Below are 25,407 nucleotides of genomic sequence, written 5' to 3'. Positions count from 1 at the left end.
TGTTTTGATTGATTGATTGATGACTTTTATATTACTCCGTTCGTAAACTTTTTACAGGATTACTTAATGCTGACCTGACCGATTGAAAGCTAACTGTAACAAGGGCTATAATCAAAGACGAAATTCCTGCGATGACAAATACCGAATAACTCATATCAATATGAAATGCGAAATTTGATAACCAACGGTCCATAAGCCAATATGCTATAGGAAAAGCAATGAGCATTGCAATAAAAACTAATTTTACAAAATCTTTGGACAGCATTTGTGCAATACCAACAATACTAGCTCCTAAAACCTTACGAATACCAATTTCCTTTTTTCGCTGTTCGCCCACAAAAGCTGCCAATCCAAATAGCCCCAAACAGGCAATAAAAATAGCTAGTACAGAAAAAATAACTCCCACTTTAACTGCGCGTTTTTCTCGCACATATAAATTTTGAAGATTATTATCCAAAAAGCTATAACTGAAAGCGGCACTGGGAGCCACAGCTTTAAATACTGTTTCTAACTGATTGATTGTACTACTCTTTCCTGCCGTATTATAACGAACCAATGCAAAGGATTTACCTTCCCCTGTATTATTATGAAAAGCATATGCTCCTATAGGCTCATGTAAGGATGCAAAGTTAAAATCATCGACCACGCCAACAATAGTATTAGGCACTGAAATATGTACCTTTTTTCCAATAGATTCCTCAGGAGAATACCCAAGATATTCTACCGCTTTTCTGTTTAAGACCACTTCTACAAGAGTATCTTTTTCTTGTTTAAACTTGGCAATGTTCGCCCAGCAAGTAGTTTTAATTGTAAGACATCAATAACCGAGGCATCGGTTACGTTCGTCTGTATATTAAACTTTTCTTTATCATCTTCATTTCTACTTAAAGATCTACCGCTTACTTCCATTCCCGGAAAGCCCTGCGCTAAGGAAACCGAAGAAACATTACTTATACCTTTGAGTTCTGACACCAAGGCATCTTTTTTTTCTGAACCTTTTAGTCCATTGATTGAAATAGCTACAACATTCTCGGCATTAAAACCTAACTTTTGATTCCGGATGAACTCCATTTGTTTTAAAATCATCAACACACCAACAATCAATACCACGGACGCAGCAAATTGAAATACAACCAAGCCTTTTCGTATAAAAATATTGCCCTTACTGTTAACAGTAGAGGACTTTAATACTATACTTGGTTTGAATTTAGACAAGTATAATGCTGGGTAAGATCCTGAGATTAATGTTACCACTAGCCAAAGCACATACAAGCCTATAAAGAATTCAAAATTTAGCAGTAAATCAGAATTTAACTCTTGCCCTGTAACAGAATTAAATATAGGTAAAGCAGTTAAGGTTAATAATACACCGATTACAAGAGAAATAAGCGTCACCAAACCTGTTTCAATATAAAACCGAATTAACAGACTACCTGAAGATGAACCTAAAGTCTTACTAATGCCTACTTCCTTAGAACGTTTCTGAGAACGAGCTGTTGTCAAATTCATATAGTTAATACTGGCAATCAACAGAATTATAAGTGCCAAATAAGAGAGATTACGTACTTCTTTTATATCACCTATTCGATTTGCATACGCATTATCGTAACCAGCAGAATATAAATGAACCTCTTTCATGGGCTGTAGGGAAAATGTGTACCATTGATTTTCCTTTTCCATATTCTTATTTAGCATTTCCTGTAACTGCAATTCTGTGGATTCCAAATCTGTCCTAGGTTTTAATAAGCAATAGGTTTCAAAGCTGGCATTATTCCAAGAAGGATTCTTAAAAAACCATGTGGTTATTCCGGAAGCCATTATATTACAATCTAGTGTGCTATTATTGGGAAAATCCTTATAAACCCCAGTTACCTCCAATTTATACTTGCCATCTACAGTAAAGGTTTTTCCTATTGGGTCTTTTTCACCGAAATATTTTTTAGCACTTGTTTCTGAGAGTACCGCTGTATTTGGTCGATCCAATGCTCCTTTTGCTTGACCTTTTATAAATGGAACATCAAAAATATTCAAAAGCTCAGCATCTACCCAAAAGAGGTCTTTTTCGGTAAAATTCTGTTCCAACACTCTTAATGACGCAGTACCGCCAAAATCATTCTTTAAAGTTCTTGCAGCATATTCGACATTAGCAACATCGGTCATCATAGTTGGACCAAGTGACGGAGGTACCGTGGCCCAAATTTCTCTCCCATTGTCACCATCTGTATGTAACAACACCCTTTGGATATTGTCAACATTACTATACATGTTATCAAAACTCTGCTCATGCCTTATAAAGATTAACAATATCAAGGTCACTGCTAGTCCGATAGAAAGACCCAAAACATTGATTGCGGAAAACAAGCGGTTCTTTACCAAGTTTCGCCAAGCGATTTTGAGATAATTCTTAAACATGATTATTGTTTTAAATTGATTGATGACTTTTATATTACTCCGTTCTTAAACTCTTTACAGGGTTTGCCCTTGCAGCTTTAATGGCTTGAAAGCTAACTGTCGCAATAGTCACCAACATAGCCCCAAGCATGGCAATGGCAAAAATCCACCATTTAAGCACTACCCTATACGGATATTCCTGTAACCAACCATTCATAATGAAATAAGCTATAGGTACGGCAATAAAACAAGAGATCACCACTAGTTTTAAAAAGTCTTTGGAAAGCATGTTCCATACATTGAAGATAGATGCCCCTAGCACTTTGCGCACTCCTATTTCTTTCTTTCTTTGCTCTGCAACAAATGAGGTCAACCCAAATAATCCTAAACAACTAATTAGAATTGCCAGTGCCGTGAATACTCCAGAAAGGGTACCAATGCGTTCTTCCGATGCAAATTTTTGACCGTATTCCCCATCTACAAAATCATACTGAAAAGGTAAATCTGGAAAATGCTCCTTAAAAATAGTTTCGATCGTTGTTATATTCTGTGAGGCACTCTGGTTTGGATTTAATCTTAAGTTGTAGAAACTAGAATTGCCGTTCCTATCATATACATAAAGTCCTTGTTTTACCGCTTCATAAGGAGATTGGGTTATCATGTCTTGAACCACACCTATTATTTTTAACGGCGGATCGGGATCTTCTTCATCTGCATCTCGCAATAGTTGACCTACGGGATTTTCCATTCCCAAGTATTTTTTTGCTGTTTCATTTATAAGAACTCCCAAGGAATCTGATGCAAAGTCCCTTGAAAAATCCCTGCCTTCAATAATTTTAAGGTTTAATGATTTTGCATATTCTGGTGTTACTTCGGTCCAAGCTAAATCCTCTTGAAAACCTTCTGGTTTTCCCTCCCAATTAAATCCCGCTCTATTAGACCATATTTCAGTAGTGGGACTACTAGATGCCGACATTTCTATGACTGCTCCAGAACCCATAAACTCTGCTCGCATTAAATCGTACTTTCCGTTAAAATCTTGACTGAATGTAGGTACCTGAACCAATCCTTCTTTATCATACCCAACAGGGCGATTTTTTGCATGGTTAATTTGCTGCATTACAATTACGGTACCAATGATAAATGCCACGGAAACCGTGAATTGTATCACCACCAATATCTTTCTGGGCAAACCCGCATACTTACCTGTTTTAAACGTGCCCTTAAGCACATCTACCGGTTTAAAAGAGGAGAGGTATAAAGCAGGATAACTACCTGCCAATAATGAAGTAAATAAGATAAATACCAACGATATCATCCAAAACATACCATTGTTCCACGGGAATACAATTTCTTTTTTAGACAAGTCATTAAACCCGTTCAAGGAAAGCAATACCAGAAAAACGGCAAGAATATAGGCAAATAATACTACCAAAAACGATTCGCTTAAAAACTGATAGATCAATTGTCCACGTTGTGACCCTATAGATTTTCTTATACCAACTTCCTTACCACGTTTCTCTGACCTCGCCGTGCTTAAATTCATAAAATTGATACACGCCAACAACAATACAAAAGCACCAATAATACCAAATAGCCATACATATTTTATACGCCCGCCCTGTTGTTTACCATTTTCAAAACTGCTACGCAAATACCAGTCTTTCATAGGAAATAGAAAAATCTGGGGATTGTATTCTGCCGTGTCTTCGTTTAAATCTTTCTTTACATTTAAAATGGTCTGTGTTACCTTTTCCATTGAGGTATTGTCCGCTATCTGGACAAACATCTGGAAAGAGTTATTTCCCCAATTATCTTCAGCATTTTTCATCCATTCTTGGGTAGCAATTACTTTATCCCAAGGCATCAAATACTCTGCATCATGAAACGAATTGTTAAATGGAATATCCTCATATACCGCACTCACAACAGCATCATATTGGTTATTTACCTCTAAAGTTTTACCAATAGGGTCTTCATTACCAAAAAATGCATGGGCAACCGATTCAGATAACATTACTGAATTTAGTTCTCGCAAACCATCTTTCTCACCCTTTAAAATATTCAACTCTAACATTTCCGGAGCTTCGGGCTGCATAAAATAACCCGTCTTAGAAAGGCTTTTTTCTTTGTATTTTAAATATCTTGAATTGTTCCAGGTAGACATCACGAGATGCTTAAAGTTATCACCATAACCATCTCTTAAAGCCTTTTCCAAAGGCCTGGGTATTGCTTGACCTGTACCTATATTCCCATTAAATGTTTGGGATTGATAAACCTGAGCAATACTGTCCTTTTTAGAAAAATAATTATTGTAAGATAACTCGTCTTGGATCCATAGGCCAATGATAAGCGTAACGGCCATACCTAGAGCAAGTCCGCCAACATTGATAAATGTATACCCCTTGTTCTTGAGAAGATTTCGCCAAGCGATTTTTAAATAGTTCTTAAACATGATAGTTCGTTTTTTGATTGATGATTAGTTGATACTAAACATTGATTGATTGATTGATTGATTGATGACCATAAATTTGAACCTAAATTCATGCCACACTACTAATTTACTGCATATCAAATAGTTACAATAGAACATATAAATTAGTGTGTAAAATAATTAGACAACTGATGTACAATATATTTACAAAGACCACTTAAAAATGAGAATGTTACACCATTTTCATGTATTACTCCGATCGTAAACTCTTTACCGGGTTTACAATTGCTGCCTTTATACTTTGGTAACTTACCGTTACAATTGCAACTACAATTGCCAATACTGCTGCAAGAGCAAAAATGCCGATACCGATTTCAATGCGGTATGAGAAATCTTCTAACCACTTGTTCATGGCGAACCAACCTAGGGGTAAAGAAATGAGAATAGCTACACCCACCAATTTTAAGAAGTCTACCGTAAGCCGGTAAGATATTTGACTTACAGTAGCTCCCAACACTTTTCTAACACCGATTTCTTTTGTTCGTTTTTCGGCATTAAAGGCAGCTAATCCAAATAATCCTAAACAAGCAATAAAAATGGACAGCATAGTAAAAATGAAAAATATCTGACTCAGTTTTTGTTCCGCTTCATAAGTGGTATTAAAGGCTTCGTCCATAAAGCGATAATCGAAAGGTTGCCCGGGTGCCATGGCGTTCCATGTACTTTCTATGGCTGAAATATTATCTACAAAGTTTCCTCCGCTCATTCTTACCGCCATATTCTCGGCATTAGAATTAAGTTGTATTCCTAGTGCGTCAATATTATTACGCAAAGATGTAAAATGAAAGTCTTTGACCACACCGATTATGGTATAGTAGGTAGGATTTTCAAGTTCTATTTCTTCAGATATGCGCATACCTAAAGCTTCTTCCGCTGTGACATTTATAATAGGCAACGTAGCTTCATTTATGATCATAGCCGTAGAATCTGATGCATATTGCGGATTAAAATCTCGCCCAGCAACTATTTCCATTTCCATCGTTTTTAAGTAATCTGAATCTACTTTCCATTCTTGCATTTGAATGGCATATTCTTGACTTCTTGCACCTTCTTCAAAGAACGAACTATTTGACCTCCAAGATGGCGTTGGATAGTAATCACTCAACGTAGCGCTTTCTACAAAACCCATGGCAGCAATTTGTTCTTTAAAAGCTTTAGTCTTAGATCCTAGCGCCCCTATTTCGTTAATTAAAAGCACCCGATCTTTGGAAAAGCCCAAATCTTTGTTCTGTATATAATTTAATTGTTGAAATACTACCAAAGTGCTTACAATCAGAAATACCGAAATTGAAAATTGAAATATGACCAAAGCATTACGCACCCTACCATTACCTACACTTTCTGCACTACTACCTTTTAAACTTTTAACAGCAGTAAATCTTGACATGAAAAATGCAGGGTAACTGCCTGAGAATAATCCAAGCAAAAAGGTTGCCCCCAATAACGCCAACCAGAATAAGGGCTGAGTAAACGGAATAGCAATTGATTTGCCTGTGAAACTATTGAAAAAAGGCAATGCTATCATTGAAATGATTAGTGCCGCTAACAAAGACACAAATGCTATTAAACCTGATTCGGTTAAAAACTGAAAAACCAGATTCATTTTATTGGACCCTAAGGTCTTTCTAACGCCAACTTCTTTGGCTCTCTTTAACGAATGTGCCGTAGATAAATTCATAAAATTAACGCTTGCCAAAATAATCAAGAACAATGCTATGAAGGAAAGAATATAAATATTTTGAATACTGCTCGTTGCATTCATTTCCGTATCTCTATCAGAATACAAATGAATATCGGTCAAGGGCATGGTATGGTACCGAATGTAATTACCAGATGCCGCAAAAGACTCTGCCGTCATACCCGGAAAATACTTTTGTGACCATGGTAACATATACCTTTCTAACATCTCTTGCAAGGGCTCTTGAAAATCTTCAACCTTGGCTCCCGGTATTAGCTTTATAAATGTAAAATAGTTATTGCCGCCCCAATTGTCTTCTCTAGATGCTACATTGCCCGCCATTGCCAAAAACACACTATAGTCATTGAAATAGGAATTTTGGGGCATGTCTTCAATGACACCAGTTACCGTATAAGTATCGGTATTATCCAACAATAAATTTTGACCTATAACATCTGTATCACCAAAATGTTTCTCTGCTGCACTTTTGGTCAAGACTAACGAGTTGATGCCGGTCAATGCCGTTTTAGCATTACCTGCGAGTAACCCTATTCCGAAAAAATCGAACATTGTAGAATCGGCGAAGGCTATATGGTTTTCTTTGGCACTTCTGTTTTCCCCAACTTTCTTTACATAAGCACTACCTATGGTTCTAAAACGCACTGAAGCTTCTACCTGCGGATAGTCCCTTTTTAAGGTTTCCGCCATTGGTGCGGCAGATTCCCCTGCCTTGATTTCCGCTCCTCCAAATTTTATATCTGCATCTATACGATAAATTCTATCTGCATTGGCAAACATTTTATCATAACTACGCTCGTCGTAGATGTACAGCGATATAATTAATGCTCCTGCCATACCAATGGCTAGTCCGAATGTATTTAGAAAAGTAAAAAAGGCTTGCTTTTTTAAGCTTCTCCAGGCGATTTTTAAATAGTTTTTAAACATGGTTCTCGTTTTTTTCCTCCCCCTAACCCCTCCAAAGGAGGGGGAATGGCTTGGTGATTATTATTTACTCTCTTCCCTTAGGGAAGGGCTGGGGATGGGGTTTTACTCTGTTCGTAAACTCTTTACAGGATTTACCCTAGCTGCATTGAACGCTTGAAAACTAATAGTCAATAATGCAATAAAAACGGCCACTATTGCAGCTATGACAAATGCCCAAGCATTAATAGAAATACGATAGGCAAAACCTTCTAACCAGTTTTGCATTAATAACCATGCTATTGGGGTGGCTATAATAATCGCCATAAACACTAACTGCATAAAGTCTTTGGATAATAAAGTTACAATGCCCGTAATACTAGAACCTAATACTTTACGTACTCCTATTTCTTTTCTACGTTGGTCTGCCGTAAAAGCTGATAAGCCGAACAACCCTAAACAAGAAATTAGTATGGCAAGCAATGCAAAAACCTGAGAAAGATTACCTATCAGCTTTTCACTTTTAAACTTTGCATCATAAGTGTCATCTACAAATTCATACTCGAAAGGAAATGCAGGGTTAAACTTTTTCAATGATGCCTCCATTGTTGTCAATGCCGCTGTTGTTGCTACGCCCGGCTTCGCTTTTACATACATAAAACGAGCTTGGCTTGGATCATTAAAAAATATGACCGGATCACTAGAACCGTACATATCACCATAGACATAATCTTTTACTACCCCAATTACTGGGTAATCCTCTTCTATAGTTTTACCAATAGAGCTGCCGTTCCCCATTAATTTTGCGAACGATTCACTCACAATTATATTGACACTGTCTTGAGCGGGATTATTACTGAATCCCCTACCTTCAATTATCTCCAATCCAGCAGTGTTGAAAAAATCTGCTGTAATATCACGTACAGAAACCAAAACGTCTTTAGTATCTACACCACCTTGCCAACTTAATCCTGATGTATTATTTCCGCCTGATAAAATATCAGAATTAATGAGTCCGATGCTTTCAATCATTCCAGAAGACTTCATATTTTCTTCAATAGGTTTGAAGTTTTTAATAATATCTCCGGTTACGGGAATCTTCACTAGGTTCTCTTTATTGTAACCCAAATCGCGCCCTTTTACATATTGTACTTGTTGGTAGACGATAATGGTACAAATGATAAATACGATGGAAACTACAAATTGCGTAGCTACTAATCCTTTTCTAATAAATGTTGCGCTCCCTTTTGTTTTGCGTGCTCCTTTCAACACATCTACAGGTTTAAAAGAAGACAAGTAGAATGCCGGATACCAGCCCGCAACAATACCACAAACCAGTGTTATGCCGATCAAGGTTAAAATATGAGTAGTATTGAACAAACTAAAATCTAGTTGTTTATCTATCATCATATTAAATTTTGGCACCAGTAATTTTAATAACAGAATACTCAATACGGCAGATAAAGCTGCAGTTATTATCGCCTCTGCCATAAACTGAGAAATCAATCCTTTTCTACCCGATCCCAATACTTTTCGTACTCCGACTTCATTTGCTCTTTTTTCACTTCTAGCAGTTGCCAAGTTCATAAAATTGATGCAGGCAATCAATAATATGATTATGGCAATAAGACTAAACAATCTCACATACGTGATTTGCCCTCCTATATTTTTGCCTCCTTCAAAGACTGACCTTAAATGCCAGTCTTTCATAGAAAACAAAAATGCTATGGTTTCGTCATCTTCCGTTTTCATAGGAAGTATGGCTTTCACTTTACTATTGACAACATCAAAATTTGCTTCTGGAGAAAGCTCTACAAAAGTGTCTGAAAAATTGGCTCCATATTCTTTTACCCATTCATTATCCTTTGCAAAGCGCTCAAAAGGAACAACCCAATCAAAACTGTAGGTTACATTGTGTGGTAAATCTTCATAAACTCCTGAAACAGTATAACTTGTTTCGTTATTTATTTTAATTACTTTATTAATTGCAGAAGTATTCTCACCAAATAACTGGCTAGCCGTCTCTTGTGAGATGACAATGGCATCTACGTCATTAAAAGCGGTTTCTAAATTACCTTCTACAAATGAGAGACTGAACATGCTTAAAAAATCTGGGTCTGCAAATCGCCCAAATTTATTGATAGAAGTTTCTCCTACTTGAAATAAAAAATCTTCACCTTTTGTTCTTGCTGACCCAACTATACCTGGTACATCTTCTTTTAAAACCTTTGCTAACGGACCGGGAGTAGCCTGAAAAAATGTTCGCCATTCTCCTTCGTATTGTTGATTGGTGGGTACATAATACACTACATCTTGCTTGTCAAAATTTTGATCATAACCTACCTCATCTTCTACCCAAAGTAAAATCATGGCAGCACAGGTGATGCCAATTGCCAAACCAAAAATATTGAGCAGGCTATATCCTTTATTCTTCCAAAGGTTTCTCCCAGCGATTTTTATATAGTTTTTGAACATGATTCTCGTTTTTGATGATGAATTATTCTTTCCGTAAACTTTTTAATGGTTGTATCAATGCCGCACCTACAGATTGATAACTTATAGTCAGTATTGCAATGGTCAATGCAATTAAACCTGCTACTAGAAATATTCCCCAACCAATGGTAATATGGTAAGCAAAGTCTTCTAACCATCGGGTCATCATATACCACCCTATCGGCACAGCTATTATGATAGATACTAAAATAAGTTTCATGAAATCTAGGGTAAGTAACTTATAGATACTCTTAAATGGCGCACCTAATACCAAGCGTATACTAATCTCTTTTTTACGCTGTTCTACCATAAATGCAGATAGGGCAAACAACCCTAAACACGCCACTAATATGGCAAATAATGCAAAGCTGTTGAATATCTTACCCATGCGCTCTACATCATCATGCATGCGGCTAAATTCCTGGTCTAAGAAGCTATAATTTATAGATTGGTTTGGAACATTTTTATTCCAAAGAGTTTGTATGGATGCTAATGCCTGGTTTACATTACCTTTCTCCAATTTCAGTGATATAGATCCTAAATCTTTGCCAATTACCAATGACAAGGAAGAAATATCTTCTTTTAAGGACTTAAAATGAAAATCATCTACTACGCCTATTACTTTGAACATCTGCCCATTATTATTAATCTCTTTGCCTACTGCATTTTCTAAGCCTAACTCTCTTTGCATATTGGTATTTATAATGATGGAATTCAATGAATCTGAAGCAAACTGCTTAGAGAAATCTCTACCGGCATTAAGCGTAATACCTAATGTTTTAATGTAATCATAATCTACCCTCCAAATTTGAGCGGGTATGCCTCTACCTTCATTTCCTTCATCTTCTCTTCTAAAGGTATTTCCATTTCTACTACCACCATCTACTGGTAAATAGTTGGATATAGTTGCTGCCTTTACCTGTGGTAGTTGTAGTAACTGCTCTTTAAAATTTTCTGCACTATTCCCTAATACTCCGGTGCCCTCAAGTATCACCACTTGTTCTTTATCATATCCCAATTCTTTTTGAAGAATAAAGTCCATTTGCTGATAAATAATCAACGTGGCTATAATCAAGATTACCGATGTAGTAAATTGAAAAATGACTAATCCACTTCTTAATTTTCCACTCTTACTACCTATACTTAAACTACCTTTTAGAACATTTACGGGTTTAAATGCTGATAAATAAAATGCGGGATAAAGTCCTGCCAATGCTCCAACCAAAAGGGCAAAAACCAAAACAACAGGTATAAACCACCATATAGCCCAAGGCATTTCAATTGTTTTTGATGCGATAATATTAAAAGCTGGCAATAATGCCCAAGCCAATAAAACACCAAGTATAAATGATACGAAACTGAACAAGATAGATTCGGTCATGAATTGCACCACCAAATTACTTTTATATGCACCAATGGTTTTTCTTAGTCCTACCTCTTTTGCTCTATTAGCTGATTTTGCTGTAGAAAGATTAATAAAATTAATTACTGCTAACAGTAGTACAAAACCAGCAATAGCCGCAAAGAGCCAAACGAATCTAATATCGCCATGCTTAAGACCATCTGCCATTTTAATATCTGAATACAAGTGAATATCTGTGATAGGCTGCAATTTATATTCCATAGTTCTTAGCACATCAATAAAATCTGGCGCACGCCCTCTTTCTCGTTGTGCAGGAATGATATAATCTTCAACAATAGAAACCATTTTTTTCTCTAATTGTTGAACATTTGTATTTGGGTCTACTAATACATAGGTAAAGTAGTTCTGATTAGTCCAACTTGCATTGGTGTCTTCAATGGGTATTAAAAAATCGTATTCTAAATGCGAATTTTTAGGCGCATCTTTCATAACACCTGTAACGGTGTACGGTTTACTAGCGTCATTATCTAAAATGATTGTTTCGCCTATAATCGTTTCATTTTTAAAATATTTTACCGCTTTAGATTCTGAGATTATTAAACTCTTCGGATTTGCCAATGCCGTTTCCGGATTACCCTGAAGCAACTTCACTTCTAAAATTTCAAAAGCCTCTTGGTCCGCTAAAAGAAATCCGTCTTCTAAGTTGTTTTGGGTTTCACCCGTCAAACGAATTCCACGTTTACCAGCTCCAAATATTCCTGTGGTATTTACTTTTCCTGCTTTTATAATTTCAGGAAAATCACTTTGCAAGGCATCTGCAAAAGGCAATTGAAAGTGTGTACTTTTCATTACTTCGCCTTTGTACATACCTTCTAGCACTACACGGTACATTTGATTCTTATTGGCGTAGTGTTGATCATAACCCACCTCATTGCGAATGAATAATGCAATTAAAAGACAGGCTGCTATACCAACAGCAAAGCCGCCAATTTTTATGGCGGCAAAGAGTTTATCTTTCTTTAAACTTCTCCAAGCAATTTTAAGATGGTTTCTAAACATGATTCTCGTTTTATGTGATTGATGACACTTCTATTATCCGTGATTAAGAGATAAGCTTGGTTGGTTCGGTTTTTGGTTGATTAGTTGTCTTCACTTCTGCTTCGCTCAGTGAACGGAACCAATAATTGATTGATGAATAAACCCCGCTACATCATGGCTCCGATTGCCCTGTTCTGACTTTCAGTTACTATTTGACCATCGAATAGGTTAACCACTCTATGCGCATAGTGCGAATCTCTATCTGAGTGTGTTACCATAACTATGGTGGTTCCCTCTTGGTTTAATTCTGTTAATAGGTTCATTACCTCGATTCCGTTTTTGGAATCTAAATTACCTGTTGGCTCATCTGCCAGTATTAATTTTGGATTGGTTACTACCGCTCTTGAAATAGCTACACGTTGCTGTTGACCACCTGATAGTTGCTGTGGAAAATGCTTTTCTCTATGCGCAATTTTCATACGCTCCAATACTTTCATTACTTTTTCTTTACGCTCTGCTTTACCCATTTTTAAGTAAATCAACGGTAGCTCTACATTTTCAAAAACAGTAAGTTCATCTATCAAATTAAAGCTTTGGAATACGAAGCCTAGATTTCCTTTTCGTAATTGGGTACGTTCGCTTTCTTTTAATCCACCTACTTCATTACCGGCAAAATTGTAGCTGCCATCAGTAGGGTTGTCTAACATGCCAATGATATTCAATAAGGTAGACTTACCACAACCAGACGGTCCCATAATGGCAACAAATTCTCCATCTTCTACTTTTAGATTGACACTGTTCAATGCCAAAGTTTCTACTTCTTCTGTTCTAAAACTTTTTTTAAGGTTGGTAATAGTTATCATATTCCTGCTATTTTGATTGTTATAATGACACTGAGTTTCCCCAATTGTGACAGTTTTGTTTATTTTAATACTATTCTCTCGCCCTTTCACCCTTCGGCTACGCTCAGGGTTCGAATTCGAACTCTATAGGTAGCTGAGCGAAGCCGAAGCTATTTTAAGACTATTCTCTCGGCTTCGCCGAAATTATCATAGTTACTTGTAATTACTTTTTCTCCAGGTTCCAAGCCTTCCAATACTTCATAGTATCTAGAATTTTGCTTTCCTATTCTAATATTTCTTTTAATGGCTTCTCCACCATCAGCATTCACAACAAAAATCCATTGTCCGCCAGTACTTTGAAAGAAGCTTCCTTTTGGTAATAAAAGTGCATCGTTAGATTCTCCCAATTGTAATTTAATATTGTAGCTCTGACCTGAACGAATGGTCTCTGGTTTGTTATCGGTAAACACTAAATCTACCTTAAACCTACCGTTTCTTACCTCAGGATATACCTTTCTTAATCGCAATGGAAATTCTGTTCCGTTACGCTCTAAAACTGCAACCAAATCCCTTTTAACCCTATCAATATAGTGCTCATCGATTTCCGCTTCGATTTTATAATCAGTAAGAACATTTATCTGTCCTATTCGCTGCCCTTGTGCTATACTTTGCCCAATTTCGGCATCTAAAAATCCTAATTGACCATCTGCAGGAGCGCGAACATTTAAGTGATCTAGTCTTTGGTAAACCATACCCAAAGTCTTTTGCATACGGTCTAAATCTGTATCCAAACCTTTTAATGATGTTGAGCGTAATTCATCATCTTGTACGGTTTGTACTTTAATAATTTCATGCTGTTTTTGAGACAATTCATAATTTTCTTTTGATAGCTGAAATGCTTCTCTCGAAATCAATTCATCATCGAACAAGGCTTTGTTTTGCTCATAATTTCTTTTCAAACGTTGTAAGTCTGTACTTGCCGTCGCTAAAGACCGTCGGCCTTCTACCTGTCTTGAATCGAAACTCATTTTGGTTGACCTTAAGTCATTTTGCTTTAAAGCTAAGTTACTTTCGCTAGCCAAAATCTGCTCGTACAAATTCATGTTCTCTAGCTTCAAAATAATATCACCTTTCTTTACCATTGCACCTTCTTCTATAAGTTTCTCACTTACACGACCTCCTTCATAAGCATCCATATAAATGGTGGCTATTGGTGCAACACTACCGTTAATAGTAATATAATCATCAAATTTACCTGCAGAAACCTCAGCGGTCGAAAGCTTATCTTTTTCTGTTCTAAAGGTTGACACAGAATTGGCAAATAACAATTGGTAGCCAACAAATAAAAGCAGTATTCCTAATGCAATGTAGCCGAAGTGTTTTGGCTTCAATCCTTTTTTCTTTTCTAATTTTATATCCATCGTAATCTAAATTCGTTTGTTAGTTGTTGGTTGTTCGTGCTAATCTATATTGAAAACTGGTAATCCTCGGTAGAAATCTAATGTGCTTTTATTGATTTCTGAACGGAGTTTAACTTGTAAATTTTCATTCTGTGCACTGGCATATAAATTCTTAGCGGTAAAAAGCTCCAATGCATTTATGAGTCCTTTTTCATAGCGCTTTTGAGCTATTGTAAATGCCAGGTTTTGCGCTTCTATCTTTTGGTTGCTCTGTACCAATTCTACCAGTAAAGAATTATAATCTTGAACCAATAATTGTATCGCTTGAAACAGTTCTTGTTCTTGTGTCTTTAAATTATTCTCTGCACGTAACTTTTCTATTTTAGATTGTTTCACCTTAGATCTCGCAGACCAGCCGTTACTAATTGGCACGCTTAAATTTACTCCAATATATTGCGATGTATTATCTCTAAATTGTTGTCTAAATAGCAGCGTATTCCCCATTGTATCTCTTGTGGTTTCAAAATAGCCGGTGCCAATGCCCGCAAAGAAAGATAGTGAAGGGTATAAAGCCCCCCTTGAAACTGCTACCTGTTTTTTTGCTGCTTTAGCTCTTAATTCCTGCGCTTTTATCATCGGTAGAAAACCACGTGCTTCGGTATAAACCGAATCAGATTTCATTTCATCGGTATCAGATTCCAATGCTAAGTCGTCAAAATCTTTTTGAATGTTTATTTCTGACGTATCCTCCAAATTCATTTCTTGAATCAAAGTCAATTTTGCCGTAGCCAACTGATTGTTGCTTTGGGTAACATTCAATTTATCGGTCAATAATAAAGATTCCGCCTCATATAAATCCGCTCCAGCTTTCAGCCCTAGTTCCACTTGCCTTTCTACTAGGTTGTAATTAGATTGAGAAACGGTCAACTGTTCATTTGATATTGCTACCAATCCTTCAAAAAACTGAATATCGTAAAAGGCTTGCATCACCCTAAATGCCAACAAATATTTTTGCTGCAATACTTCTTCTTCGGTTGCCTTGAACAGTAATTTTGACGCTTTTATTGAATTGATTTTCTGAAAACCCTGAAACAAATCTATAGACGATTCTAAAGAATAGTTGTTCGAGTAAAAATCTTGATTTACAAATGTACCCGTATTAGGATCCTCTGCTCTACCATAACTAATTAGGTAACTAGAAGATGCATTTACAGATGGCAATAAATTACGAACCGATTGCCTGTACGTTTCTCTATTGGCTTGGTTGGTATACTTAAAATCGTTCAACTGCAAATTATGCTCTAATGCATAGGCAACACATTCATCTAATGTCCAACTATCTTGAGCCATTATAGAACTCCAAATAGAGAGCAATAAAAGTGCCGTTATTTTAAATTTTTGATTCATTTCTTTATTGGTATGCCATTCTCTATACTATATGCGTGCCATAATTTTAATTTACTGATTATCATATACTTACATGGTGATAAAAATTATATACATTTTACCAGTGTAAAAATGTTGTACAGATAATGTCAAATATTTTTACACTGCTATGAAAATACAAATTGCTATGTGTAGATTTAAATGAGTTAATAGATTGCCACCATGATAGATGCTAAAATACTTGTAGTAGATGATACCAAAAGTGTATTGAGCGCTTTAGAGATATTATTACAGTTTGAATATAAAAGTGTTCAAACCATATCCAACCCCAACCTGCTTACCTCTTTCCCAAACCTAAAGGAAATTGATATCATTTTATTGGATATGAACTTTTCTGCAGGAGTGAACACTGGTAACGAAGGATTATACTGGTTACGAGAGATAAAAAAGAAAGCTTCACATATATCGGTCATTATGATGACGGCTTATGGTGCCGTTGAACTTGCTGTTGAAGCGATAAAAGAAGGCGCTACCGATTTTGTATTAAAACCTTGGAACAATGAGCGACTATTAACTACCGTAAAATCTGCCTATGAGCTTAGAAAGTCACAAAAAGAGGTACAGCATTTAAAACAGAAAGAAAGTAATCTGAAGCAGGTTATCAATCAGAATTCAAATTACATCATCGGGAATTCTAAAGCATTGAACAGTGTTTTAAACCTGGTACAAAAAGTTGCTAAAACAGATGTCAATATTTTAGTTACCGGTGAAAATGGAACAGGTAAAGAACTCATCGCCCGAGAACTTCATAAATCATCGGCTAGAAATAATGAGGTTTTTATTTCTGTGGATATGGGTTCCATATCAGAGAATTTATTCGAGAGTGAACTTTTTGGTCATGTAAAAGGGTCTTTTACCGATGCTAAAGAAGACCGCGCAGGTAAGTTTGAAGCTGCTAATGGCGGTACACTCTTCTTAGATGAAATCGGCAACCTTTCTTTACAAATGCAGGCAAAATTATTATCTGTTATTCAAAATAGGGTTGTTGTGCGTGTAGGCTCCAATAAACCTGTACCAGTAGATATTAGGTTAGTTTGCGCTACCAATTGCAATCTAGACCAAATGGTTGCTGACGGATTGTTTCGTGAAGATCTTTTATACCGAATAAACACCATACAAGTACAGGTGCCAGCATTGCGAGATAGAGATAACGATGTACTAGTGCTTTCAGATTTCTTCTTGAAAAAATTTGCTAGCAAATACGGCAAACCTAGTTTAAAAATAAACCAGACAGCGCAAGAGAAATTAATGACATACCCCTGGCCAGGCAATGTTAGAGAACTATTACATACTATGGAGCGTGTCGTTATTTTATCGGAAGGAAATGTTTTAAAACCAACTGATTTTCTTTTGGATACTAAAACAACGGTTAGTATGGAAGGTGGACCAAAAACCCTGGAAGAAATGGAGTTGGTAATGATCAACAAAGCGCTGAACGACCATGAAGGTAATTATAGTGCAGCCGCAGATCAATTAGGCATTTCTAGACAAACACTTTATAACAAACTAAAAAAATCTGGCAAATAATGGTTAGCAAAAGTATATACTACCAACTTGTTTTCAGGATTATTTTAATTGCAGCTTGTGCCCTGTTAACCGCATTTTTATTTGCTAAAGAATATTATCTTCTTGGTGGTATTTTAGCATTGGTTTTTATAGGACAAACATACGGACTCATACACTACGTAAACCAGACCAACAGAAAAATAGCCTATTTTTTTGATGCCATAAAAAATGAAGATTTTACTTTACGTTTTCCTGAAAAACTGAGTGTAAAATCTATTGAAGAACTCAACCAAAGCTTGAATATGCTGAATAACATGATTCAAGATATTCATCTTAAAAAACAGGCACAAGAGCAGTATTATCAAGAAATACTGAGACAAGCTGATATTGGGATATTCACTGTAAACGATAAAGGTCATATTCTTTATGCAAACCCTACGGTACAAAACCTATTAAATTACAGGCCTTTAAATCATGTCAAGCAACTAAAGCAAATAGACCACAATCTCTATAGTCTATTTGAATCTTTAGAGCCTTTTGAAAGCACGCTATATTCTTTAGGAAATGAACGAGGTAAAAAAGAATTGACTTTAAAGTGTACGCCAATTGCTATTGAAGGCAAGCAGTTATTATTGGTCATTGTTCATGATATTCAAAAAGAACTGGATGATAAAGAAACCGATTCTTGGGTAAAACTGATTCGCGTTTTAACCCATGAAATTATGAATACCATTACCCCGATTACTTCTATCTCTGAATCTATCTTAAAGTATTTTAAGAAAGGAAATGTGCTTTCTACGCCCGAAGAATTTGGCGAACTTCAAATAAAAAATTCTGCAAAGGGTTTGGAGGTTATCAAAGAACAAGGAAATGATTTAATGAGTTTTGTACAGTCTTACCGCACATTTTTAAGTGTACCTGAACCTGATCGAGAATTAATACCGGCTAGCAAGATTTTAGAAAAAGTTAGGTTGTTAATACAAGAGTATACCAACGGACATAATATTACTTTAGAAGTATCATCCCAACCCGAGGACTTAGAACTTTACATAGATGAAAAACAACTCACACAAATACTTTTAAACTTAGGTAAAAATGCCCAACAGGCATTGGAAGGGCAAGATGAAGGAAGCATAGTCATTAAAGCTGGTGTAGACCAGCAAGGTAAAAAATACATTACCGTTACCGATAATGGACCAGGTATATCGCCTGAAATGCTAGACGAGGTCTTTGTTCCATTTTTTACAACCAAAAGCACAGGAACCGGTATTGGTTTAAGTCTAAGCAAACAAATTATGCGAATGCATGGTGGATCTATTCGTGTAGCATCAAATGAGACAACTACATTTACACTAACCTTTCAGTAATTTATAATTCAGCTTTTAGTTCCGTAAAAGGATCCCAAAAGTAATCTTCTAGTTTTATGATTTGCAGGTCTTTTATTACTACTCCTTCACCTTCTAACAGTTGTTGCATGAGGTTGGTACCGTCAAAATGATGCTTACCGGTAAGTAATCCGGCTTTATTGACCACCCTATGCGCAGGAATATCATCCATATTATGCGATGCGTTCATTGCCCAGCCTACCATTCTTGCGCTACGTGCCGCACCTAAATATTTGGCAATTGCACCATAGGATGTCACCCGTCCCTCAGGAATTAATCGTGCCACCTGATATACTCTTTCAAAGAAATTCTCATTTTCAGGTTTCATCAGCTACGTCAATTTAATTAAACAATCTAAAAGCGGTAATTACAAATAACAACACCATCAATCCGCTTAAAATAAAATTACTGTTCTTAGAGAACGACGTTGTTTTATGCTCCCACTTATTAAAATAGATCACATATAGATACATGGCCAAAAAAGTACCACTACCAGCTGCCAGAATAAACAAAACCTCATCTATAATTTTGAAGGTCATAAACCCTTGAGAATGAAAAACCGTATTTAATCCGCTATAATAAGGTATTGCTAAAAGATTAATAAGTGCCAAGAACACTCCTTTGGAAAAACTGTTCCTTTTTTTAGTTTCGGTAAGTATCAACGGCTTATTCTCTTGCTTTCTACCCTTTATAAAAAATACAATTGCCAGCACAAAAAAGATACCCAATGCCAATTGAAGCAATACTTCTATTACATGTTGGTTTCTTGAAATCAGTTTTGCAATCCGTACCGCAACGTACGTCTGTAGCATTACGGCCAATGCTACTCCCAACCCAAATATTATTCCGTTTGTCTTACCCTTTTCAACACTGGTCTTGGCAGCGTTTAAATTTAGTAGACCCGGTGGTAATGATGCAAAAAAAGCTGCTCCAAAGGTAAATACAAATAAGGTTGGCAATTGTTGCATTGAATCAGTTTACCTTGAACCTAATGAACGTAATAGGTTTTCCCTTTTCAAGATACTGATTTTCGTAGAAAGTCTGTATTTCTAAGACTTCTTTAGGGCTACCCTCATTCTTATACACATCATGGTTGGCATAAAGTACCTCTAACCCTAGACCGTGAAGTAGACCTAACGTATACCCATGCATGAACTCACTATCTGTTTTAAGATTCACGGTTCCTTCAGGTTTTAGAACTTGTTTATAGCGCTCTAAAAATGCCGTATTGGTCATACGATGTTTGGTTCGTTTATATTTTATTTGTGGATCTGGGAAGGTGATCCAAATTTCAGATACTTCTTCTTTTCCAAAAAGATGATCAACCAATTCTATTTGCGTTCGTATAAAACAAACATTAGGCAAATCTTCTTCAATGGCTTCTTTAGCACCTTTCCAAAAACGGGCTCCTTTGATATCGATACCAATAAAATTCTTGTTCGGAAATTTCTTTGCCAAGCCAACGGTATACTCCCCTTTACCACAACCCAATTCCAATACAATAGGGTTGTCATTTTTGAAATGGGTATTCCACTTTCCTTTTAAAGGAAAACGGCCTACCACTTCATCTCTTGTTGGTTGAATTACGTTTGAAAACGTCTCGTTTTCCTGAAATCTTTTTAATTTATTCTTACTTCCCACAATAATTACATCTAAGCTGCGGCAAATCTAAGAAAAAAGAGAAGGGTAGCGATTATTGTACTTCCTCTATTTGAACAATACTTTTCTCTAGGGTAAAAGAAAACTCCGATCCTACCTCTACCGCACTTTCTACGTAGATTTTTTCTCCGTGCGCTTCAATCACATGTTTTACAATGGCAAGACCTAAACCTGACCCTCCTTCACGGCGGCTACCACTTTGATCTACCCTATAAAAACGCTCGAAAAGTCTAGGAATATGAACGGCAGGTATACCCTCGCCATTATCGGTAACCCTCACAATAACCTTGTTCTTGACCAAATTTTCTACACTTACCTCTGTAGTTCCATTATCATTACCATATTTAATGGAGTTGACCAATAAGTTGGTAAGTACTTGCTGAATTTTTTCTTTATCTGCAAAAACAAATATCGGATCAACATATTCCATATCGAACGTAAGGGTAATATTCTTCTTGGCTGCTTTCATCTCCAAAAGATCGAACACACTTTGTATCAAGTCTACTATTTCAAAAGAGCTCTTTTCAAGATTAAGATCACCGACTTCAAGTTTGGTAATCAAGTCTAAATCCTTTACAATGTAAATTAAACGATCTACGGCTTTATTGGCTCGAATTAAATATTTCTTACGAACATTTTTATCGTCGATAGCACCATCTAACAAGGTTTCTATATACCCTTGTACGGTAAATAAAGGTGTTTTCAACTCGTGAGACACATTACCCAAAAAGTCTTTACGGTATTCTTCACGAATCTTTAATGTATCAATTTCTATCTTCTTATCCTTTGCGAATTTTTCTATTTCGGCTGTTAGTGTTCTCATATCGGTAGTCACCGGGTACGAGGGTATTGTGCTAGATTCTAGCAACTCTACATCATCATAAATTTTCTTAATACGCTTGTAGATGAATTTTTCAATTCTTAATTGCAAAGTAATAAAGGAAATGACAAAAAAGAATAATCCGGCGAACAACAATATTCCCCAATTTATAGTACTAAAGTGCCATTGCAACAATGCCAACATAGCTATGCCGATTATTACAATATAAAGCGATGAGCGAAATGCAAAACGATATGACTTTCTTGAACGAACTAGAGAAGCCATTTACAGAACAAACTTATATCCTACTCCCTTCACGGTCTTAAAATGATCCTCACCTATTTTCTCACGAAGTTTTCTAATGTGTACGTCAATAGTACGACCACCAACAACGACTTCGTTACCCCAAACTTTATCAAGAATTACTTCTCTTTTAAATACCTTACTAGGTTTTGAAGTTAATAAAGCTAGAAGTTCAAATTCTTTCCTTGGCAAAATGATTTCTTTACCTTTTTTGACAATCTTATATTCTTCTCTATTAATTATGATATCACCTACTTTGGTAATATCTTCTTGAGCGTTTTCTTCGTTCTTCATGCGTCTTAGTAACGCATTCACCTTACTTACCAAAACTTTTGGTTTAATTGGTTTGGTAATGTAATCATCTGCACCAGCATCAAAACCTGCTACTTGAGAATAATCTTCTCCTCTAGCTGTTAAGAAAGTAATAATTGTATTTTCCAAACCAGGTGTTCTTCTTAGAATCTCACAAGCTTCAATACCATCCATCTCGGGCATCATTACATCTAATATAATAAGATGAGGCATTTTCTTTTTTGCTTTGGCGACACCATCTGCACCATTTTTAGCAGTATACACATCGTACCCTTCGGCAGATAAATTATAGGCCACTATCTCCAAGATATCTGGTTCATCATCAACTAAGAGTATCTTAATGTCCTTCTTTTTCATGGTTTTCAAATTAGATTGATTCGCTCAAAAGTAAAGATAATACTATTACTGATACCTCAGTTAACATTGATTTAATGTAGTAACGTTTAGATAACATTAACAAAATAAATGTTTAACATGGATCTAACCCGAACATTACAGCCCATCTCTTTCTTTGCCGCTGATTAAAGAACCAATATATCTAATGAATAAATTACTGTTTTTTACATTCCTTTTTATCGCTATTATTTCTAGCGCACAAGACACAGGAAGTATTGTTGGAACTCTTACAGATAAAGAGTTAAACAACGAACCGTTACCATTTGCCAATGTTTTATTAAAAGGTACTACTAAAGGCACGACTTCAGATTTTGATGGTTTATACGAAATATCAGCTATAGAACCCGGAACATACACCGTTTCATTTAGCTACCTAGGTTATGAAACAGTAGAAATACCAAATGTTGAAATAGTGGCTGGTAAGGTAACAACGATAAATGTTCCATTAAGTGCATCGGAAGGTGTTTCTTTAGATGAAGTGACCGTAACTACCGTAGCTCGTAAAGATTCTGAAACTGCTCTTTTATTAGATCAAAAAAGAGCTATAGAAATAAAAGAAAGTATTGGAGCGCAACAATTAGCAAAAATTGGTGTTTCCGATGTTGCAACAGCAACAACTAAAATATCTGGAGTTTCAAGTAGCGAAGGTTCAGGAGATGTTTTTGTTAGAGGTTTAGGAGATAGGTATTTGAGCACTACGCTTAATGGACTTCCCGTACCATCTGATGATGTAGAAAAAAAGAATATTGATTTATCCTTATTCCCAACAAGAGTAATCCAAAATGTAAGTGTCAGTAAAACCTACTCTGTGATTTCTACTGCTGATCAAGCTTCAGGTACAATAAATATTAGTTCAAGAGAGCTACAAGGTTCAGAAGAATTCGATGTAAGTGTTCGTGGTGGAGTCAATACCAATGTAGCAAAGAGTGGAGTTTTTGATAATTTTAAGGTATCACCAAATCAAGGTGGAGTAAATTACGGTTTTTATAATATTAACGCCACTACTAAACAATTAATTACAGCGCAGGGTTGGAATACACAACAAGAATCAAATCCAATTAACTACACTTACGCTATTAGTGCCGGTAAACGCATTAAAGACAAATTATCAATTTTCTTTAATGGTTCTCAATCCCAATCTTTTGAATACGGCGAAGGTCTTTTTAGACAGTTTCGCTCCAACTTTGTTGATGATACCATTACTGATGCTACCGTATACAGTAAAAAAGTTACGACAAGCGCACTTCTAGACTTGACGTACTTCATTAACGAAAAGAACAAAATAAAATCTAGCACTTTTTTCGTGAACAAACTTACAGACCAAGTCTATGAGGGTGGCAGAAATGGTGAAGGTGTAATTTTTGAAGAAACTGACCCAGCTGAAGGATTAGGCCAGTTTGTTCGTGACCAAAACACTAAACAAACTAGACTTTTAGTTACTCAACTCTTGGGTACTCATAAACTTAGTGACAAAAATTCATTACAATGGGCAGGTGGTTACAACAAGGTTGACGCAGATGAACCTAACCGTATAAGAAATGAAGTCAACTTTGACCCAAATAGTAATTTTGTACAATTGGGTAGAACTGGTGGCTTTCAACAAAGAAAATCAAAACAACTTATTTCTGACAACGAATTTAATGGCTACTTAAAAGATGTACTTAACATTATTGATGATGAAGACATTGAAAAATCGTTCAAAATTGAATTAGGTGTAAATTATAGAAATAAGAAGAGAGACTTTGAATCACTGTTTATAGGTGTAGAAGAATCAAGTACAAACGCCATAAACCCTCCATCAATAGATAATCTTGGCTCTATCTTTCGTTCAGCAAATTTTGTAAGCGGTCAATTGGAATTAAATGAATTACAAGCCGATTTGTACAATGGAACCTTAACCTCTCAAGCTGCATTTGCTGATTTTAACGTAGGACTAAATAAATGGAACTTTAATGCAGGTCTTCGTTTTCAAAAAGACGACATAAACGTAACTTATGATGTAGGTAACATATCTGGTAGAGTTGGAGAAACAAATAAAAATTACAATAATTTATACCCTAGCTTAAACATTAAATATAGCTTAAGCGAGAACCAAGCCTTGCGTTTAGCAGTGAGCAATACGATTACACTTCCAGAATTTAAAGAGATAGCTCCATTTGAATATGTATCTCAAACAGGTCAAATTACTAGAGGTAATCCTGACTTAGAAGCATCTAGAGATATTAATTACGACCTTAAATATGAACTGTTTCCTTCAAATGGGCAACTAATTTCTCTTGCCGGTTTTTATAAAGAAATTAACGACCCTATTAATAAGGTACAGGACAGAGGTTCAGCGGGTGTATTCTCTTATTTTAACTCAGGTAACAAAGGAGAAGTATATGGTTTTGAATTAGAAACCAAGATAGATTTGATTAGTATAAATGATGAAGAAGATACTACAACAAGATATAATTTAGACCTTAATTTTAATGCAACAAGAATGTGGCACTCTCAAGATCTTAAAGAAGTAAGAGATGACCAAGGAAATTTCTTGAGAACCTTTCGTTATAAGGGTTTAACCGAAGTTGGATTACAAGGTGCATCTGATTGGATTGTTAACACAAGTTTAAACTTTTCAATACCTTCAGACAATCTATTCTCTGCATCTTTGACTGCAAATTATGCGTCTGATAAAATATATGCATTGGGGTCTCCTGAAATTCAAACCCAAGGCGAAACGTTCTATAATGATGCTATCATTGAAAAGGGATTTGTGGTACTAGATGCTACACTTATTAAAGAGTTTGGAGAGCATTGGAATTTACAATTTAGAGGAAGAAACTTACTTAATCCTGAAATAAAAAGAACACAATTAGTAAGGCCTAGCACTACTAATATTGAAACGGATGAAATTGTAAGATCATACACTAGTGGGACAACCCTAAGTTTAGGCGTAGGATACAGTTTTTAAAAAATTA

At 36.0% G+C, this 25,407-nt stretch carries 17 protein-coding genes; 3 read left to right on the top strand and 14 right to left on the bottom strand.

Annotated features, from left to right (window positions below):
• Positions 1-31 precede the first annotated feature (31 nt).
• The 9 genes from ACJJVP_RS08050 to ACJJVP_RS08010 form a co-directional block, all read right to left on the bottom strand.
• Positions 32-745: an ABC transporter permease gene (locus tag ACJJVP_RS08050; protein WP_405412512.1), complete on the bottom strand. Its 714-nt coding sequence runs from the start codon at positions 743-745 to the stop codon at positions 32-34.
• A gap of 2 nt (positions 746-747) precedes the next feature.
• A complete protein-coding gene (locus ACJJVP_RS08045) occupies positions 748-2,412 on the bottom strand; it encodes an ABC transporter permease (protein ID WP_405412511.1) in 1,665 nt (554 codons plus the stop codon).
• A 34-nt stretch (positions 2,413-2,446) separates the two neighbouring features.
• Positions 2,447-4,846 (bottom strand): ABC transporter permease, encoded by a 2,400-nt coding sequence (locus tag ACJJVP_RS08040; protein ID WP_405412509.1) that lies wholly within the window; start codon positions 4,844-4,846, stop codon positions 2,447-2,449.
• Between the two features lie 229 nt (positions 4,847-5,075).
• A complete protein-coding gene (locus tag ACJJVP_RS08035) occupies positions 5,076-7,508 on the bottom strand; it encodes an ABC transporter permease (RefSeq protein WP_405412507.1) in 2,433 nt (810 codons plus the stop codon).
• A gap of 102 nt (positions 7,509-7,610) precedes the next feature.
• Positions 7,611-9,959 carry an ABC transporter permease gene (locus tag ACJJVP_RS08030; RefSeq protein ID WP_405412505.1) on the bottom strand — a complete coding sequence of 783 codons (2,349 nt, stop codon included), beginning with the start codon at positions 9,957-9,959 and terminating at the stop codon, positions 7,611-7,613.
• Between the two features lie 22 nt (positions 9,960-9,981).
• Complete coding sequence (locus ACJJVP_RS08025; RefSeq protein WP_405412502.1) at positions 9,982-12,399, bottom strand: ABC transporter permease; 2,418 nt, start codon at positions 12,397-12,399, stop codon at positions 9,982-9,984.
• Positions 12,400-12,545: 146 nt separating this feature from the next.
• Entirely contained in the window at positions 12,546-13,241 is a 696-nt protein-coding gene (locus ACJJVP_RS08020) for an ABC transporter ATP-binding protein (protein ID WP_036157001.1), read from the bottom strand.
• 149 nt (positions 13,242-13,390) lie between these two features.
• Positions 13,391-14,641 (bottom strand): efflux RND transporter periplasmic adaptor subunit, encoded by a 1,251-nt coding sequence (locus tag ACJJVP_RS08015; RefSeq protein WP_405412499.1) that lies wholly within the window; start codon positions 14,639-14,641, stop codon positions 13,391-13,393.
• 39 nt (positions 14,642-14,680) lie between these two features.
• Complete coding sequence (locus tag ACJJVP_RS08010; RefSeq protein WP_405412496.1) at positions 14,681-16,027, bottom strand: TolC family protein; 1,347 nt, start codon at positions 16,025-16,027, stop codon at positions 14,681-14,683.
• A 201-nt stretch (positions 16,028-16,228) separates the two neighbouring features.
• Here ACJJVP_RS08010 and ACJJVP_RS08005 point away from each other — a divergent pair, with 201 nt between their 5' ends.
• Both ACJJVP_RS08005 and ACJJVP_RS08000 read left to right on the top strand, forming a co-directional pair.
• Positions 16,229-17,593, top strand: coding sequence for a sigma-54-dependent transcriptional regulator (locus ACJJVP_RS08005; RefSeq protein ID WP_405412494.1), 1,365 nt, complete (start codon positions 16,229-16,231; stop codon positions 17,591-17,593).
• Positions 17,593-18,939: a sensor histidine kinase gene (locus ACJJVP_RS08000; RefSeq protein WP_405412491.1), complete on the top strand. Its 1,347-nt coding sequence runs from the start codon at positions 17,593-17,595 to the stop codon at positions 18,937-18,939. Before ACJJVP_RS08005 ends, ACJJVP_RS08000 begins: the two co-directional genes overlap by 1 nt.
• A gap of 1 nt (position 18,940) precedes the next feature.
• Here the strand turns inward: ACJJVP_RS08000 and ACJJVP_RS07995 are convergent, their stop codons facing one another.
• The 5 genes from ACJJVP_RS07995 to ACJJVP_RS07975 are packed head-to-tail and all read right to left on the bottom strand — an operon-like array spanning position 18,941 to position 22,408.
• Positions 18,941-19,285, bottom strand: a complete 345-nt coding sequence (locus ACJJVP_RS07995; RefSeq protein ID WP_299322039.1) for an MGMT family protein — start codon at positions 19,283-19,285, stop codon at positions 18,941-18,943.
• A gap of 13 nt (positions 19,286-19,298) precedes the next feature.
• Positions 19,299-19,925 carry a LysE family transporter gene (locus ACJJVP_RS07990; RefSeq protein WP_405412489.1) on the bottom strand — a complete coding sequence of 209 codons (627 nt, stop codon included), beginning with the start codon at positions 19,923-19,925 and terminating at the stop codon, positions 19,299-19,301.
• 4 nt (positions 19,926-19,929) lie between these two features.
• Entirely contained in the window at positions 19,930-20,598 is a 669-nt protein-coding gene (gene trmB, locus ACJJVP_RS07985; protein WP_405412486.1) for a tRNA (guanosine(46)-N7)-methyltransferase TrmB, read from the bottom strand.
• Positions 20,599-20,650: 52 nt separating this feature from the next.
• A complete protein-coding gene (locus tag ACJJVP_RS07980; protein WP_405412484.1) occupies positions 20,651-21,721 on the bottom strand; it encodes a sensor histidine kinase in 1,071 nt (356 codons plus the stop codon).
• On the bottom strand, positions 21,722-22,408 hold the full coding sequence (locus ACJJVP_RS07975; protein WP_405412483.1) for a response regulator transcription factor: 687 nt from the start codon (positions 22,406-22,408) through the stop codon (positions 21,722-21,724).
• A 184-nt stretch (positions 22,409-22,592) separates the two neighbouring features.
• On the opposite strand from ACJJVP_RS07975, the gene ACJJVP_RS07970 reads away from it, so the two are divergent.
• Positions 22,593-25,400 (top strand): TonB-dependent receptor domain-containing protein, encoded by a 2,808-nt coding sequence (locus ACJJVP_RS07970; protein ID WP_405412481.1) that lies wholly within the window; start codon positions 22,593-22,595, stop codon positions 25,398-25,400.
• The last annotated feature ends 7 nt before the right edge of the window (positions 25,401-25,407 follow it).

It is taken from the genome of Maribacter sp. Asnod1-A12 (assembly GCF_045063735.1).
GTDB lineage: Bacteria > Bacteroidota > Bacteroidia > Flavobacteriales > Flavobacteriaceae > Maribacter.
This window is presented reverse-complemented; position numbering and strand designations above follow the sequence as displayed.

What these genes read in the sequence shown, in the direction of transcription:
- ACJJVP_RS08030 (WP_405412505.1), bottom strand. Translation starts at nt 9,959, where the DNA reads ATGTTCAAAAACTATATAAAAATCGCTGGGAGAAACCTTTGGAAGAAT.
- ACJJVP_RS08045 (WP_405412511.1), bottom strand. Translation starts at nt 2,412, where the DNA reads ATGTTTAAGAATTATCTCAAAATCGCTTGGCGAAACTTGGTAAAGAAC.
- ACJJVP_RS07990 (WP_405412489.1), bottom strand. Translation starts at nt 19,925, where the DNA reads ATGCAACAATTGCCAACCTTATTTGTATTTACCTTTGGAGCAGCTTTT.
- ACJJVP_RS08000 (WP_405412491.1), top strand. Translation starts at nt 17,593, where the DNA reads ATGGTTAGCAAAAGTATATACTACCAACTTGTTTTCAGGATTATTTTA.
- ACJJVP_RS07970 (WP_405412481.1), top strand. Translation starts at nt 22,593, where the DNA reads ATGAATAAATTACTGTTTTTTACATTCCTTTTTATCGCTATTATTTCT.
- ACJJVP_RS07980 (WP_405412484.1), bottom strand. Translation starts at nt 21,721, where the DNA reads ATGGCTTCTCTAGTTCGTTCAAGAAAGTCATATCGTTTTGCATTTCGC.
- ACJJVP_RS08020 (WP_036157001.1), bottom strand. Translation starts at nt 13,241, where the DNA reads ATGATAACTATTACCAACCTTAAAAAAAGTTTTAGAACAGAAGAAGTA.
- ACJJVP_RS07975 (WP_405412483.1), bottom strand. Translation starts at nt 22,408, where the DNA reads ATGAAAAAGAAGGACATTAAGATACTCTTAGTTGATGATGAACCAGAT.
- ACJJVP_RS08015 (WP_405412499.1), bottom strand. Translation starts at nt 14,641, where the DNA reads ATGGATATAAAATTAGAAAAGAAAAAAGGATTGAAGCCAAAACACTTC.
- ACJJVP_RS08010 (WP_405412496.1), bottom strand. Translation starts at nt 16,027, where the DNA reads ATGAATCAAAAATTTAAAATAACGGCACTTTTATTGCTCTCTATTTGG.
- ACJJVP_RS08005 (WP_405412494.1), top strand. Translation starts at nt 16,229, where the DNA reads ATGATAGATGCTAAAATACTTGTAGTAGATGATACCAAAAGTGTATTG.
- ACJJVP_RS08040 (WP_405412509.1), bottom strand. Translation starts at nt 4,846, where the DNA reads ATGTTTAAGAACTATTTAAAAATCGCTTGGCGAAATCTTCTCAAGAAC.
- ACJJVP_RS08025 (WP_405412502.1), bottom strand. Translation starts at nt 12,399, where the DNA reads ATGTTTAGAAACCATCTTAAAATTGCTTGGAGAAGTTTAAAGAAAGAT.
- ACJJVP_RS07995 (WP_299322039.1), bottom strand. Translation starts at nt 19,285, where the DNA reads ATGAAACCTGAAAATGAGAATTTCTTTGAAAGAGTATATCAGGTGGCA.
- ACJJVP_RS08035 (WP_405412507.1), bottom strand. Translation starts at nt 7,508, where the DNA reads ATGTTTAAAAACTATTTAAAAATCGCCTGGAGAAGCTTAAAAAAGCAA.